At 38.3% G+C, this 16,299-nt stretch carries 13 protein-coding genes; 1 reads left to right on the top strand and 12 read right to left on the bottom strand.

Annotated elements, in window-relative coordinates:
- Positions 1 to 54 precede the first annotated feature (54 nt).
- The 4 genes from B806_RS0104920 to hemE all read right to left on the bottom strand — a co-directional run bounded on the left by B806_RS0104920 (position 55) and on the right by hemE (position 4,502).
- Positions 55 to 1,947, bottom strand: coding sequence for a DUF4105 domain-containing protein (locus tag B806_RS0104920; RefSeq protein ID WP_017402704.1), 1,893 nt, complete (start codon positions 1,945 to 1,947; stop codon positions 55 to 57).
- Positions 1,948 to 2,008: 61 nt separating this feature from the next.
- On the bottom strand, positions 2,009 to 2,479 hold the full coding sequence (locus B806_RS0104915; protein ID WP_003650547.1) for a DUF3015 family protein: 471 nt from the start codon (positions 2,477 to 2,479) through the stop codon (positions 2,009 to 2,011).
- Between the two features lie 149 nt (positions 2,480 to 2,628).
- Positions 2,629 to 3,423, bottom strand: a complete 795-nt coding sequence (locus tag B806_RS0104910) for a DUF817 domain-containing protein (protein WP_017386570.1) — start codon at positions 3,421 to 3,423, stop codon at positions 2,629 to 2,631.
- 5 nt (positions 3,424 to 3,428) lie between these two features.
- On the bottom strand, positions 3,429 to 4,502 hold the full coding sequence (gene hemE, locus B806_RS0104905) for a uroporphyrinogen decarboxylase (RefSeq protein ID WP_017386571.1): 1,074 nt from the start codon (positions 4,500 to 4,502) through the stop codon (positions 3,429 to 3,431).
- Positions 4,503 to 4,803: 301 nt separating this feature from the next.
- Between hemE and B806_RS0104900 the strand changes: the two genes are divergently transcribed.
- Positions 4,804 to 6,042, top strand: a complete 1,239-nt coding sequence (locus B806_RS0104900) for a L,D-transpeptidase (protein WP_002118952.1) — start codon at positions 4,804 to 4,806, stop codon at positions 6,040 to 6,042.
- A 120-nt stretch (positions 6,043 to 6,162) separates the two neighbouring features.
- On the opposite strand, the gene basJ is transcribed toward B806_RS0104900, so the two are convergent.
- The 8 genes from basJ to basE form a co-directional block, all read right to left on the bottom strand.
- Positions 6,163 to 7,332 carry an acinetobactin biosynthesis isochorismate synthase BasJ gene (gene basJ / locus B806_RS0104895; RefSeq protein WP_017386572.1) on the bottom strand — a complete coding sequence of 390 codons (1,170 nt, stop codon included), beginning with the start codon at positions 7,330 to 7,332 and terminating at the stop codon, positions 6,163 to 6,165.
- Between the two features lie 124 nt (positions 7,333 to 7,456).
- A complete protein-coding gene (locus B806_RS0104890; protein ID WP_025466004.1) occupies positions 7,457 to 8,212 on the bottom strand; it encodes a 4'-phosphopantetheinyl transferase superfamily protein in 756 nt (251 codons plus the stop codon).
- A gap of 10 nt (positions 8,213 to 8,222) precedes the next feature.
- Entirely contained in the window at positions 8,223 to 8,957 is a 735-nt protein-coding gene (gene basH / locus B806_RS0104885; RefSeq protein ID WP_017386574.1) for an acinetobactin biosynthesis thioesterase BasH, read from the bottom strand.
- 71 nt (positions 8,958 to 9,028) lie between these two features.
- Complete coding sequence (gene barB / locus B806_RS0104880; protein WP_017386575.1) at positions 9,029 to 10,624, bottom strand: acinetobactin export ABC transporter permease/ATP-binding subunit BarB; 1,596 nt, start codon at positions 10,622 to 10,624, stop codon at positions 9,029 to 9,031.
- Positions 10,621 to 12,231, bottom strand: a complete 1,611-nt coding sequence (gene barA / locus B806_RS0104875; RefSeq protein ID WP_017386576.1) for an acinetobactin export ABC transporter permease/ATP-binding subunit BarA — start codon at positions 12,229 to 12,231, stop codon at positions 10,621 to 10,623. Before barA ends, barB begins: the two co-directional genes overlap by 4 nt.
- A gap of 246 nt (positions 12,232 to 12,477) precedes the next feature.
- The gene (gene basG / locus B806_RS0104865) at positions 12,478 to 13,629 is read right to left on the bottom strand and encodes an acinetobactin biosynthesis histidine decarboxylase BasG (RefSeq protein ID WP_017386577.1); all 1,152 of its coding nucleotides are present in this window, start codon (positions 13,627 to 13,629) and stop codon (positions 12,478 to 12,480) included.
- Positions 13,630 to 13,746: 117 nt separating this feature from the next.
- Positions 13,747 to 14,616, bottom strand: a complete 870-nt coding sequence (gene basF, locus B806_RS0104860; protein ID WP_017386578.1) for an acinetobactin biosynthesis bifunctional isochorismatase/aryl carrier protein BasF — start codon at positions 14,614 to 14,616, stop codon at positions 13,747 to 13,749.
- 17 nt (positions 14,617 to 14,633) lie between these two features.
- Positions 14,634 to 16,262 (bottom strand): (2,3-dihydroxybenzoyl)adenylate synthase BasE, encoded by a 1,629-nt coding sequence (gene basE / locus B806_RS0104855; protein ID WP_017386579.1) that lies wholly within the window; start codon positions 16,260 to 16,262, stop codon positions 14,634 to 14,636.
- Positions 16,263 to 16,299: the final 37 nt, after the last annotated feature.

Here is a 16,299-nt window from a genome sequence, read left to right as displayed (position 1 = left end):
ACACAAAAAAGAGAAATGAATAATATCATTTCTCTTTTTTTATGCACTTATTCTTTAAAAGAACCAAACATATCCTAGACTTGATTTCATCCAGTCCTGATGGTTTTGTTGTTCATAATCCCAATTTAAACTAACGGCATTATTGCGATTAATCACATATTGCCACTGAGTATTTACTCTCAAATTCCATTGGTTTTTATCTTCCCAATAGGGCAACTCAATTTGCACGACAGAGTTGAAGCGCTCAAACCATTGGTTCATACATCCTAAAGTTGGGCCCATCCCTACACGCCACCCTTTATCTAGATTTGAACCCGTTTGTACATAAGTTTGTACTTGTCCATAGCAAATATGCTTTCGCTCATAATCTGCAAGACTGTAACCAACTTGTGCATTAAAGCTTGCGACGCCATGTTGTTTGTCTTCACTAAAACGTCCATCATGAATGGCTTCCTGACGCCAACCTAAATTAAATCCCCAACTCAGCGGTATTTTAAAAGGTTGAATCGGGTTATAAGAGTTTACTTCTAACAAATCAAGACGTTCTAGTTTTAAATGATCATCTCGCCACTGCGCATTACCATTTAAAAAGAGTAATTGAGTACCTGCACGATATCCGCCTTGAGGATCTATTAAGTCATGGTAGGCTTGCCGATGACCAAGTTCAATAAACTTATCCCCTTGCACCTCACCAGCTTTCACGGAAAAGTTACGCGCGTTATGGCCTTGGGTTGGTTCCTTTGCTGGTCTTTTTGGTTCTTGACGCTGCTTATCTAAATCAATCTGACTTCTGAGTGCTAAAAGCTGGCGTAACTGCGGCTGAGCAATGCTTTCTTCTATTTTTCGGCTAATAAATTGGAGGTATAAATCATCGTAAGCCATCTCTAAAATCTTAGCCTGATCCTGCTCAGTAAATGATTTTAAAATCTGAGAAGACTGCTGTGTCGACATCATCGTAATTTGATGAGCCACCTTCGCCAATGAGGCACCATGCTGATGAGCTTGTGCCAATAATTGAGTTTCTAAAGCAGGTCGATACACAGGAGCTTTGGTAAGTCCCTCCTGCTGCATTGATTTAATGGTTTCCATTGGAATGGAGGCATAAGTAAATTTTTCTTGTAAGTTAGATTCAGGTTTTACTAAATCCACTAATCCCAACAATCGATAGGCACAGTTATCACTCACAAAGTAATAAGGGAAACTCACATGTTGCATTTCCCAAATGTGAGACACCAAGAAACGTGTTTCCTCAGGAGTTAAATTTAGCTCATATTCCCATAAATCACGGCTTTCAAAATCGCCATATTCTTTTACTTTACGGTAATAAGGCATTAGTGAATATTCACCCGGATACTGCCCTGTTAAACCTTTCCATGCATATGACCAGTTGTCGTTGCCTGCCACCGTTGCTGCATAATTTACGGCATAGGAAACTAAATTTAATTGCTGCTGATCTTTGGGGTCTAAACGCAATAAAGTATGCCCAAACATGGAGCTCGGATTGCCCATAAAATCGGTCGCATAAATTAATGTCGCTTTGTAGGGCTTAATTTGCCCAATCCAGTTTTCAAATTCGGTACACTTTACTTGAGGCAATTCATTTTCTTGAATGCCGACTTTTTGCATGAGCCATTGACTACGTGCCGGAAACTTACAACGAATCGACTGATTATCTTGAGCCGGCATAAATAATGCCGAGATATCCGCTTTCAGTTCTTCTTTTAAGTTATTTTTTCCATTTTCTGATAAGAAATAGCCAGAATAAGTGACCTCACTTTTCTGATTTTTATTGGCATACATGAGTCTTTGCCATGTAATGTCTTGATCTAGATTTTGTTGTTCTGCGATTGACCAATATTTTTGAATAGATGGATTTATATCTGCTGAATACGCAATATTCACTGCCAAAGAGGCAAAAACTAAAACAACTGACTTCATTAAGCTCATCAATTTTGATCATTAAATATAAGAAAAACCCTGCCATACGACAGGGTTTTCAGTTTCAAACTTATACGTAAGCTTTTAAAACGTCATCTTTAGCCATTACAGTTTGTAATGATGCTAAAACTTGAAGCGTATTTTGGTTATTTGCAGAATAGATTTCACCAAAGTTTGCTTTTGAAACTTTAAAGAAACGGTCTTTGTCTTGAGGTTTAATTTGCATTAACTCAGCAAGTACATTCAGGCTTTCACCTTGGCCTACTGCCATATCACGTGCTAAAGCTTCAGCATTTTCATTTGTGAATGTAACCACTTGCGCAGTTACTGTTCCGCCTTGACGGCAGCCTAAAGTACCGAAAGTGATCCCTAGTAATTGGTTAGTAAAAATACCGTTTGTTGTCGCAGCAAGAATTTTAGGCGCTACTCCTTTTTTGCCAGCCCATACTTGTGTACCCACACCACAACCTACGTCGTTGTCAGCCATTGCAACACTTGAACCAGCCGCTAATAACGCAGCTAAAGCTAATTTTTTTAACATAGATGTAAATCTCCAAAATCATTATTGATTGTTTCTTATGTGTTGTATTGTTATGTGTAATTTTTATTACACGCTATTAAAGATAGCGAGATGGTTGTGAATTAGCAATTAAAAAATAAACAATATGATAAAAAGTGCAAAAGAAAAATTTATCTTAAATTCCAGTTACCTTGATTATCTCGATGACCCAATATTTTAAGTACCAGTACTAAACTTAAGAGTAATAATAAATACCATGACCCCAGTTTACCCCAACCCACCATATGCCAAGCATCTACCTGACTTGGATAGAGCCAGATTTTATAAAAGGTACTAATATTTTCAGCAATCCAGATGAGAAAAGCGAGTGTAAACAATACAGGCAACATCGGGATTTTAAATTTATGTTCATTTAACTGAAAATAAAGTTTGGTTTTCCAAAAAATAAAAATACTGACCGCAAATAAAATATAGCGAATATCAGGTACAAAAAATTTACTCATAAAGTTTATATATGAGAAAAATGCCAGTAAAAGCATCGTTCCAAAACTTGGGAGTTTTTCAAAAGAAACTTGAAACAGTCGAATTGACCGTGCAAAAAAACTACCTACAGCCGAATACATAAAGCCTGCAAATAAAGGCACAGTTAAAATTTTAAATACCGCAGGCTGAGGATATTGCCATGACGCAATCGCGGGATGCGTTAAAAATATTTCCATGACCATCGCCATGACATGAAATAAAGCAATAACTTTGGCTTCTGCCCATGATTCAAGTTTTAAATATAAAAGACAGATCTGAATCAGCACTGCATAGATAAGTAAATAATCATAGCGATAAAAACCCATATATTCATGGCTTCCCATCGGCGCTGTTAAAGCAAAAGCAATTAAAAGCAGAATACCAAACAAGGCTGCCGAAACAGCCTTGCCGATAAAATGAATGGGTAAAATCAGATGGCGCACAAAAACTATCCTAGATATTTAGCACTATACTCATGCACTGTATCTACAAAGATTTTTGGTTGCGCAGGGTCTACCCACTGGGTAATACCGTGGCCTAAGTTAGCAACGTAACCTGTTTTTTCACCGTTTGCGTAAGCATCGTCTAACATTGCTTTTACTGCTTTTTCAATTGAAGCAGCAGAGCCATATAAAACAGCAGGGTCAAGATTACCTTGTAGCGCTACACGTCCCGACACAATATTACGAGCTGTATTAAGTGGAGTAGTCCAATCTAAACCTAATGCATCTGCACCAATCGTAATCATTGGCTCTAACCATTGACCGCCACCTTTGGTGAACACAATAACAGGAATACGTCGGCCGTCTTTCTCACGCTGTAAACCTGCAATGATTTTATTCATGTAGTTTAAAGAGAATTCGACGTATTCACGGTGTGCCAATGCCCCGCCCCAGCTATCAAAAATCTGGATCGCCTGAGCACCTGCATCAATTTGAGCATTTAAATAATCAATAACTGAATCTGCTAAATGGTCGAGTAAGGCATGCAAAACTTCTGGCTGCGCATACATCATTTGCTTGGTGAAACGGAACTCTTTACTTGAACCACCTTCAACCATATAAGTCGCAAGCGTCCAAGGACTACCAGAAAAACCAATCAGTGGAACTTGTCCACCTAAAGCTGAGCGAATTGTACTTACCGCATTCATTACATAATCGAGGTCTGATTTTGCATTTAACTTGGGTAAATTCGCCACATCTTGTTCAGTACGTACCGTTTTTTGAAACTTAGGACCTTCTCCTGTTTCAAAATAAAGCCCTAAACCTAATGCATCAGGAATTGTTAAAATATCTGAAAATAAAATCGCTGCATCTAAGTCGTAGCGGCGTAAAGGCTGCAAAGTCACTTCGCAAGCAAATTCTGTATTTTTACATAGAGATAGAAAGTCGCCTGCTTTTGAACGTGTTTCACGATATTCAGGCAAATAACGTCCTGCTTGACGCATCATCCATACCGGTGTGGTATCTACAGTTTCGCGTAACAAAGCTCGTAGGAAACGATCATTTTTCAAAGTCGTCATTACCAATCTCTATATTCTTTATGTGGCAGCATCATATCAAAAACATAAAGATTTTTATAATTTCAATTTCACACAAAAAACTCGTCAATCTACTAAAAAATGCATATTTACACAAAAGTCTACTGCAAGCAGCAAGGTTTTCTGCAATACTTGCAACATGTTACATCGGGTCTATTGATATTCTTTTAACCACTAAATTGCCAATCTTGAACTCATAGAGATGAGTTATTGGTAGTTTTATGCACTTTTAGATTAGATCAAGCCCCTATTGCTTATATGAAAATTCTTAAGGTTGAATTACATGTTTGTTCGCTCATTACTCGCTATGAGTTTAAGTTGTATTATTGCTAATGTTGCTTTTGCTGCTTCAACAACTGAGCAACCCCTGAACCCTAAAAAGGTATCAGCTCCTGTAGAAGATCCGATTGATCCTTTAGCAGTAGATGCAGCTTCAACTGTAAAAGCTCAAGCTTCGACACAAATTACCGCTCAAGAACAAAATGACCTAAATCGAGCGTCAACAACATTACAAAATTTGCAAAAAACTGAAGACCCAAATGCCGAGTCTGGTATTGCTGCATCTACACCAGTAGCAGCTAAAACCACAACTGCCTCTGCTACAGCACAAGTACCTGCTGCGTCATGGACTTTAGATAGCTTAAACTCGGCTGAATGGTCTGAAAATATTGGTAAAGGCCAGCTTCCAGTTTACGCACGTGCGCATGTTATGCTCAATAATGCACATGCATCGCCAGGTGCGATTGATGGCATGAGCGGTAAAAACACATTAAAAGCAATCTCTTCATTCCAACAAATGAATGGTTTATCACCTACTGGTGAACTGACTAAAGAAACTTGGGATGCATTAGTTGCTAAACAAACAAAACCAGCATTTATTGAATACACTATTTCTGATGCTGATTTAAAAGGCCCATATGCTGAGTCGATTCCTTCTGACTACGCATTACAGGCCAAAATGAAAGGTTTGTACTACACTCGTGTTAGCGAAATGTTGGGCGAGAAGTTTCACATTGATGAAGCTTTCTTAAAGAAAATTAACCCAACTGCGACATTCAAAAAAGCGGGTGAAAAAATCATTGTTCCAAACGTACGCAATGATTTACCAGAAGACATTCATTTGATTATTGCGCATAAAGGTGCAAAACAACTGTACCTCTTCAACAGTCGTAACCAAATGATTGCGTCATTTCCTGCAACAATTGGCAGTACTGATACGCCTTCTCCGACCGGTACTTACAAGGTAGTTGGTGTAGCACGTAACCCTTGGTATAGCTACTCACCTTCTAACTTCGTGCAAGGTAAAAACTTAAAACCGCTTTCTTTACCACCAGGTCCAAATGCTCCTGTAGGTAATATCTGGATCGGTTTAAGTAAAAAATCATTTGGTATTCACGGTACACCAAACCCGTCTTTAATTTCTAAAACTGCATCACATGGTTGTATCCGTTTAACTAACTGGGATGCTAACGATTTAGGTAATAAAGTACGTTCAGGCGTAACTGTTAAATTCTTAGAATAATCCTCTTAAATAAAAGAGCCTGCTTTATGCAGGCTTTTTTTATTAAATTTTTAATATATCTCAGTGGAATATTTAGTTATTGTTTTGACTATAAATATAAAACCAGCCTAGATTTAATAATTACACAGCAATTTTTGTATTTAGAATATTTAGCATGGTTTGCATCTTAGCTTCTGTTTCTAGCCATTCAGCTTCAGCATCTGACCCTTCGACAATCCCCGCACCAGCATATAAGCGCATTTTATTTTCACTGAGTAGACCACAGCGAATCGTCACTACCCATTCTCCATTACCCTCGGCATCCATCCAGCCTACTAACCCCGTGTAATAATGTCGGTCATAACCTTCATGATCTAAAATAAATTGCTTAGCAACATGAGTTGGTGAGCCACAGACTGCTGGGGTTGGATGTAATTCTAATGCAAGATTTAAAGCATTCGGAGCTTGTTGCTTAAGCACACCTTGGAATTCTGATGATAAATGCAACATCGTTGATGTTTCTAAAATATCTGGGAATTCAGAAACCTTAAGCTCTACACAATGAGTAGCTAAATTTCTAATAATATTTTCAACCACAATTCGATGTTCATGTTGGTCTTTCTCAGAATGATTTAATTCTTGTTGGCTGACGAAATTTTTTTCAGAAATCGGTGATTTGGGCCTAGAACCGGCCAAAGGATTACTGGTTACAATACGACCTTGTTTTGATAAAAGCAGTTCTGGGCTTGCGCCTAGAATATAATTATTATGTTCTACTGGAATCACAAAATTATAAGCATTTGGATTTTGTTTTAATAAAGCAGCCAATAAATTTTCTGGCTCTTGATGATGGTTAAACTCATATTCAACAGCCTGAGAAAGAACAACTTTTTCTACCTTCTTTTTTTCAAAAGCATCTAAAGCTAACTGTACTGTACCTTCAAATTTTTGGCGTTGAATGAGTAATGATTTATTAATTACCTCAATGTTATTACGTTTTTTTAATGAGTTAATCGTAGAAGATGCTTGTGTTATTTTTTTATGATCAGCATAAAAATTTAAGGTACTTTTCTTTGTAATATCAAAAGGTATAGCACCAATTAAAACTGGATTTTGATGGCCTTGCTTTTTAATTTCTTCAAAACATTTTGCAATCTCATCATTAAATAGTGCGGTATTTGCTGCAGGTGTATTTAGCGTTTTAACGAATTCGTTCACTTCGAGATAATAATTTTTCGTAGAGAAACATGAAAATTTCTTTTGACCGATATGATCTAAATTTTGCTCTACTGATATTTGAGTCTGCATCATCTGTATATCACCTCTCACATTGATTTTTTTCAAGCAAATTCTGTAGTACTTCTTTTTAAATATAGGAGTATAAAAATACTGAAACACACATTAATGCAAATGATTATTATTATCAATAATAAAATTAGTTTTCAATGCAAGAAATTGTAATTATCTCGTTATTTGTATAAAAAAATTGAACTTTAATCTCTAGATTTATCTCGATTGAACTTTCTTGACTAAGGTAAAAATAAAGAAACTCGCCATCTAGTTGTTTAAAATTTATATTTTTAAAATCAATAATTTGCTTATATTTTAAATAAATTGCTTTAATGATACTTTCTTTAGCAGAGAATATTACCAAATATAAATATGCTTGTTTTTTTTGCAGCTTTTCAATTTCTGCTTGTTCGTTTTTATTTAGAAAAACATCATAAAATTCATCTTTCTTTTGAAAAAAAATATGATGTTTTTGAGACTCTATATCGATTCCAAATATTTTTTCTCTAGGGGTATTATTTCTAGCATATGCGATGGCATGACATGATTTTTTTGATCCAACATGGCTAATCCCACCTATCACTCCTTCGGGCCATAGGGGTTCTCCATGTTTACCTTGATAAACAATAGAATCTTGTAAATTGAGGCTTTGTAATGCATATTTGGCTGCTAAGCGCCCCGTCAAGAACTCTAATTGACGAATGAAGCGTGAGCTTTTTATATTCGGTGGAAGAAATATATTCAGCTCCTGATAGATATGATCAAGCTGAGGTATTTCTTTGATTTCACTGAGCTGGACTTTATGTATATCTAGCCCGAAAGCTGTTAGCTTTTCATATTGAATATTTATTTCATCCAGACATGAGTTAGCCCTTCTACTTAACTGCTTCTCCGTATTCATAGCCTGTACTTTATTCAATATTCACGGTCAATGTTTCAACGATGGCAGCAATGTTTTTAAGCATCTTTACTCGGGTCTCGGGATTGAGAAAGTAGAAATGGTCCCCTTCAAACTCAATACTTCCTAACCAATTTTCTGTGTGTTGTTGCCATGCATCCATCATTCTCTTATTAGGAATATCAGGGTCCTGTTTGCCATAAAATGCAACGATCGGAACCTCAGTTTTGTGTATGTTCTCGCTAAGCAATTGATCACTAAGATAGAAGTCGTTACGAATGATTTTGAGAAAGAATGTGAGTGCATCCTGATTATTTAAAATTTCATCAGGAAAATTATTGTATCGTTTTAATTCATCAATAATTTTTTCATCAGTTAACTCATGCTTGTACCGCATATGTTGAATATAGTGATGCTCAGGTCGGCTACTTATAACAATTAATCTCAACTGATCAATTATGGTCTTTCCATTCAAATAATTGAGTACTTTCCAAATCAAGCCACCTCCTACACTATGTCCAAATAAAATAAACGGTGTGTCTGAATAAGCTTGTATTTCATTGGCAATTTGCATAGCCAATAGATCAGGATCATCAATTAATGGTTCATTTATTTTTATACCATGACCCGAATATTCAATAGGAATAATACGAATATTGTCAGAGACCTGCTTTTTCCATGGATGATAAATACTTGCGCTACTCCCCGCAGGCGGTAAACAGAACATATTATATTGAGGTTTATTCATTTAAGAACTCTCCAAATATTAAGCATTTTTCTTTTATAAAAAATGCTTAAATCAGATTTCTGCGCTATTTTTTAAACAGAAGTTGAAGCTAAATTGATAGTTTGAGTCGGTTGCCAAATAGCTGAATCACGATGTGTGACAAAAATAACCGTAGAAGAAAGGGCACGTATCGTTGTAACGATTTCCTGCTCAGTCTCTTCATCCAAAGCAGAGGTTGCTTCATCCAGTATTAAAATTGGCGCTTTTTTGAGTAATGCTCGCGCAATTGCGACCCGCTGACGTTCACCACCGGACAATGCGGTGCCTTGTTTACCAACCGATTGGTTAATTCCTTCTGAACTGCGATCAATCATTGCGCCTAATGCGGCATCTCTTGCAGCCTTTTCTATTTCATCATCAGTTGCATCAGGTTTTCCTAAACGGATATTTTCAGCCAGTGTTCCTGTGAACAAAATAGGTTCTTGTGTGACATAAGCAATATTCGAGACTAAGTTTTCATATTTCATTTGATTAAGAGCTATGCCACCAAGGGTAATTTTTCCTCTTTGTGGATCATCAAACCGTGTAAGCAATTCAAGTAAAGTGCTCTTACCACTACCGCTTGGTCCGGTAACCCATACTCTGCTCCCCAATGCGATGTCGAGAGTCATATTTTCAAGTGCTGGCGCATAGCTAACGCCTTGTACCGAAATATGATGGCCAGTAGGAATTTGAGGATGTAATGGCTCAGGCAACTCAGGTGGATGCGTGATCTGATTAAAGTTGCGCAGTGCAGCAAACAAATCATTGATATGCAACCCTGCGGTAGCAAGTTCACCTAACGGCGCTGCTGCACGTCCAATTAAGACGAGTAATGCCAATACCAAAGCAGCATGATTGACTCCAGCGATCACCAGATATGTTGCCATCCCTGCAATGGGTAAAACACTTGCCAAGGTTGCAACAAAACTTGCAAATGCAGCAGCACGATTAATCCGTACTAAAGTCTCTTCTTGCTCTTCCCAACGATGTTCTAGCCTTTGGACCGCACGTTCTGGTCCCGAGGCTGTGCGTAATAACTCAACATGATCAACCAATTCCAACGTTGCTTGTGAAGCAGCTAAATCGGCAGTATTACGTTTTTTATCAATATGCATGAGTGCACGTTGTGCTAGGAATTGAGCAAATAAAGAGAGTAAAAGTAAGCCTAAAGCGACAAATGCTACGCCTGCTCCAGCAAGCAGGCCTATTCCTGTTGTTAGAAATAAAGGCATAAAAGGCGCATGTAAAAAGGTTTGCAATTGATGAGCAGGGATACTCATAAACCCAGGAACTCCCTGTCCAGCAATTGTCTTAATCTGAGCACGCTGTTCATTGGTAAACCAAGAGAGCTTGGCACGAGCTAAAGATTTGCCTAACTCAGCAAATAGGTCTCCTGCTAAACGCACACCAGTAAGGAAGCCAGCACGAGTGACTATAACTGTCACTAATATTGCTGCAATTGCACTGATGAGAACCCAACTTGGAGACCATTGATTGACAATTGCAAATGCCAATACGGTATATGCGATTGCTTCAATTGCGGCAACAATGATCCATCCGATACCAACAATAATTAATTTTTGCTTGGCTGCACGAGGAAGCATCGAAAAAATCTGATCTTTATTTAATTTAGCAGGAGTATTCATAAAGATTTCCCTGAGTCAGTTGGGCCTTTAAGCACTAACCTGTTGTCGGCATGAGCAGCTAAGACAAGATCATGAGTGACCATGACGATGGTTTTATTCTGGTTTTTAGCTAAGTGGCTTAATTCCAATATTATTTTTGTCGCATTGGTCTGGTCGAGTGCGCTCGTTGGCTCGTCTAATAAAATAATAGGAGCTGAGGATAAAAACGCACGCGCTATTCCTATGCGCTGTTTTTCACCACCTGAAAGTAAAGTTGCATCTGCATTTAAATCTACTTTTAGTTGGGCCTTGAGTAATGCCTGCTCAAGTTGTTCATCATTTGCATTAATGGCAGATAAGGACAAGTTTTCTCTTACTGTGGTCGGTAATACATCTCCACCTTGTGGAATAAACAAAACCTTTTCATGTCTTAGTTTTTCATGTAATTGCAAAATATCTGTTTTTGCTAATTGAACGACACCTTCTTGCAATACGGCGAACCCAGCAAGGGCTCGCAGTAAGGTTGTTTTGCCAACTCCACTTGGCCCTGTAATTGCAGTAATTGAATTTTTTGGAAATGAATAACTTAATCGATCCAATACTTTTTGATTTTCGATTGCAAAGCTTGCATTAACTATTTCAAGTGTTACATCTTGCTCAATCTGTTGTAGATTGCCCGATGAGAGTACTGGCTCTTTTAAGAATGCAGATAAACGACTAGCTGCAGCTCGCCCAGCAGCGACATAATCAAGACCATGCCCTAAACGTAGTGAAGGTGTCACGATGGCCAAGCTAAAGAAAAGTGTTGCAGCCAAGGTCATGCTGTCGTATTGATAAGCTACAAAATAGGCTATGGCAAAGGTTGCAACAGCTTGTAGTAATGCAGTGGCAACAGCAGCGAGTGTTGCGACTTTACTCACCCAAGACACCATATTTTGAGTGAAATTTTGTGCTGATTGAGTATAGGCTGTTAAAGCGCCTGATTGTTGCCCATATATTCGATTATCACGAATGCCGCGCGCATAATCATCAGCAGAACCAATAATATCTAACATGACCTGCATACGTGCAGCGCCATCCCGTTTTGATACATGGGGAACAATAATTAAATAATAGAGTGAAGCAACTGCCCCAGGTAATAATACCCAAAGTGCCATCGGGCCAACCAACACAACTAATAAAGCAATAGAAACTAAAGGGATTACAGCGAAAATCGCAATTTCCGACGGTAAATGCGCTACCATATGATGTAAGGTTGCGATATCGTCTGAAACCAGTCGTTTTAAGTTTTGGTCACCCTGTTTTGATAGGGTTGTGTTAGGTAACCGAATTAAATGATGAGCAATTTGACGACGTAATCGTGCCGAAAATCCAGCCTCTGCATCATGCACTAACCATGAAGCCAGTGCTGCCAATGCCGCCCCGACTATCCAAAAAACCGCTGAAAAGATCACCCAATAAGAAGATAAATAACCAATCAACTGAATCATGCCCCACAGGGCTGTTAAAATGGCTAAACCAGAAAATACGGCAGCAAGTGTTCCTGCAAATAATTTAGGAAATGCTGGCTTGAGTGCAGGTGCCAAGGAAGAGTCTGTCATCAGATGAGATAACTTTAAATCAGACATGCTTATCTCTCTTTATATTCATAGAAAAAGCGGTACTTAAAATAAAATCTCGCTTCAATTGACCAGCAAGAATTGTCATTTTCGGCTTTAAAAAAGCATGAATAAGAAAATCATATAAAAAGTATTTTTTTAAAAACTTTAATTGCATCAAAAAACTTCCTAACCACCCTATCAAAATATTTTTAGATCATTTTCTAGACTGTAAAAATTAATATGGATTTGTCTAAATCATTTTGGTTGATATGACTAAAAACCAACTGTACGTTTAGAGGCACCTTGTAAATCAAAAATAACGTCGTCAATTAAGCTATCAATCTGACGTGTATCTCGGTGATGTGCCGTAGTAATTAAATGAGCCATATTTCCCGAGGTTGCCAGATAATGCTTTTTCCAGATGTGCTCTGAAGGACACGGAAATACCACAGTGATTGAATTTGGATTCCGCCAAGCAGGAATGCCCACTGCTTGAAAGCGATCAACTGCGTACTGGGCCATTTTTAGACAATGTTGAATTCTCTGCCGTCTTTGTAAATTGGTTTGGCTACGTATTGCCGCCCACATCAACAAGACAGTATGGCCATTGCGAGAACCACTAATGGTTTGATCACGTGTAGAGATATAGTCCACATCTACCGATATACGCTCTACATTTTGGCGCTTGGCCACAACAATGCCACACGGAATTGGTGAGCCAATCATTTTATGGCCAGACACACAAATCGAGTCGATGCCATGAGCAAAGGAAAACGCTTGAGGATAATCAACAAAAGGTAAAATCATGCCACTTAAGGCAGCGTCGGCATGAATATAATAATCTCGGCGTATGATTCCGATTTGCGCTAAGCGCTCTTGAATCATTTCAATATCATCAATTGCGCCAGTCATGGTCGTGCCAATATTTGCAAAAATAATGGGGTGACTTTCTTTATTGGTTTTTATTTTATGGATTAAATCATCATAGTCGATTTCACCATTATCTAATGATTCAACCATGCAAGATTTCATCTGCAATAATTTGGCGATTTTTCCAACCGAATAGTGCGTATCTTTTGAGTAATATAATGTGGAATCAGGAAATAGCTCACGCGCCAGATAGCAGCCAAACATATTACCTTCTGTACCACCATTAGTTACGTATCCCCAGCTTTCTTCAAAGGGAATTTGAAAAATTTCAGCAAAATACGCCATCACATCTTTTTCAAAATCAAAAGAATTCAATGCGTAATTGCTATAGTCTTTCCAATCACCACAATTATTAATAGAGAATTTGAAAAAACGGAATAAAGCTGAATAATCAAAATCTGCAGATTCAGGATACCCAATATTGAAGTATTGATGTTTTAAACAGTAATTCCAGAAAGTCTCTATTTTCTCTTGATCAGCAGGCGATAAAATCATTTTTTGCTCCGTTAATATGACGATTACAAGTCGTCTAAGGAGTCGCTATGAAAGATATAAATTTTATGTATAAATTTAGCGACCAGGATTTGTCGTATGCCTTATGATGGCAACCCTCTACCCTGCAATCCTTTGCCGTGCATCAACCAATGACCACCAATTTGATAAAGTGGGTGTGCGTCCTAATTCTTCAAAACTAATATTGATTCCCTGTGCTTTGAGTTCCGAAGAAAACTGCATGATTCGTAATGAGTCCAATCCATAAAGAATCAGGTTTTCTTCTGGATCTAATTCTTCTTCTTCAATCAGTTGCTGGACCTTTTGCTCTAACCAGGGTCGTGTAATGCCTGTTGCCACCTGCCCCACTACAGATTCAGTATCCACGACTTGACCACAACGTGAAGATACATATTTCAAAGCTAAGCGGTGTTCTTCTTCTGAAAAATCGGCAATTGCATCCCCAACAAGAAAGGGTTGTATGTCGCTCATAAAGGCTTCAATTGCCGTAACCATACAACCGATATGAGCATAGACACCGCCAATAATGAGCTGATCACGATTCCAGTTTTGCATTTTTTCAAGCAAATCCGAACGTTTAAACGCGCTATAACGCCATTTCGTTAAGACAATGTCATGTTCAGCAGGAGAAAGTTGATCAATAATTTTTTGCTGATCGATTGTTGAGGCTGGCAAACCCGGCCCCCACATAGCATTCAGTAATGCACGATCTGCCGCTGGCTGTTCATAAGGCTGTGCTGTATAGACAACAGGAACATTGTTCTGATGTGCCCAAGTTCTTAGTTGAACTAAATGATTTACAACCGTTTTAATTAATTCACTTTCAGCATCGTAAAAATTTAAAAAGTAACGTTGCATATCATGAATTAATAAAACTGCTCGAGAAGGATCTAATTGCCAGTCTGTTTTATTATTTGGATAACTCTCTCTTTTGGGCATGAGATAAGTGGAAATTTTTGAAATAGCCATATGCTGCTCAATATTTATTAAGATGTTGTAGATGTATTTAAAATGCTGCGAAGTTGTTTTTTGTCCACCTTACCGACTGCGGTCAGAGGCAAACTTTCGATTAATTTGATCTGATCTGGAAGTTTGTATTGTGCAATACCCAGCTCCATGAGATGGCGTCTGAGCACAACAGCTTTCAGTTCAGGATTCCGAGAAACAATAAAGGCACAACTTTTTTCACCGAATTGTTCATCAACAATTGCGACCAAAGCTGCGTGCATAACTTCTGGATGCAAAAGAATAAGTTTTTCTATTTCTTCCGAAGCAATCTTTTCACCACCACGGTTAATCTGGTCTTTAATTCTTCCTACTACACGTAAATTACCATCCGAAGTACGCTGCACGAGATCGCCTGAATAGTAATAGTTGTCCTCATCAAAGACCTGTGAATTATGTTCAGGGCTTTGGTAATAACCACAGAAGGTATAAGGCCCCCGAGTCGCAAGCATTCCTATTTCACCTTCCGGAACTTCTTTATACTGCTCATCTACAATTTTGATTTCATCATCAGAACTGATAGGACGCCCTTGGGTCGTAAAGATTTGCTCATCGGAGTCATCTAGTCTGGTGTAATTGACCAAGCCTTCGGCCATTCCAAATACTTGTTGTAATTTACAATTGAGGACTTCAGGAACTTGACGGGCTAAAGATTCAGGAAAACTTGCTCCTCCCACTTGAAGCAACTTTAAAGATTGAATTTGATCTTTATATTGCGCGGCTTTTTCTAGCCACATAATGACAGCACTCGGCACTAAAGAGGCCATATTGACTTGATGTCTTTGAATAATAGAAAAACAATTGAGCGGTTCAGGATTTGGTGCCATCACAACACATCCACCTGCATGTAAAACACCTAATGCACCGGGTGAACTCAACATAAAATTATGCGGAGCTGGCAGAGCACACAATAACCGGGTATTTGAGTTTAAACCGCAAATCTCGGCACTGGCCCGCACACTATAGTCGTAGTCATTATGCGTTCGTGGAATAAGTTTTGGTATTCCCGTACTTCCACCTGACAACTGAAAGAAAGCAACTTCATCAGCAGGTGTAGATGAAAAATCGACAAAGGTCTCTGCTGGTGTTTCAATCCAGTCTAATAGTCCGAAATCGGTAGCTTGATGATTGAGCATCAAAATAATTTCAGGACTTAAATTTACTTCATGAAGTGAGTCAATAAATTGATTATTGTTAAAGACTTCATGCTGACGCGAACCAATTAAAAGCTTAGGTTGAATCTGTTTAATGAAGGCATTTAGTTCATATTGGCGATGGCTATATAGCGCATTGAGCACAACCACGCCTGCTTTAAGCAAGGCAAAAAAGACAATATAAAACTCCGCAACATTGGGAAGTTGTACTAAAGCAGTATCACCCTTGCCCAAGCCTTTTTCAGCTAGTCGAGAAGCTAAATTTGTTGATAGCCGATCCAGCTCGATATAACTCAACTGACGTTCACCACAAATAATTGCCGGCGAATGCGGATGCGATTGAACCCCTACCGTTAAAATGCGCGTCAAAGGTTGGTCAATCCAATAACCTTTATTTCGATAGTGTTGCGCTCTCTCGGGAGACCAGCGAACAAACTCAATCAACTGTTTTTTCATGACATTCTAAATATTCAATTTAATTTAATGGTTATCA

Source organism: Acinetobacter sp. TG2027 (genome assembly GCF_000302435.1).
GTDB classification, from domain to species: Bacteria; Pseudomonadota; Gammaproteobacteria; order Pseudomonadales; family Moraxellaceae; genus Acinetobacter; species Acinetobacter pittii.
This window is presented reverse-complemented; position numbering and strand designations above follow the sequence as displayed.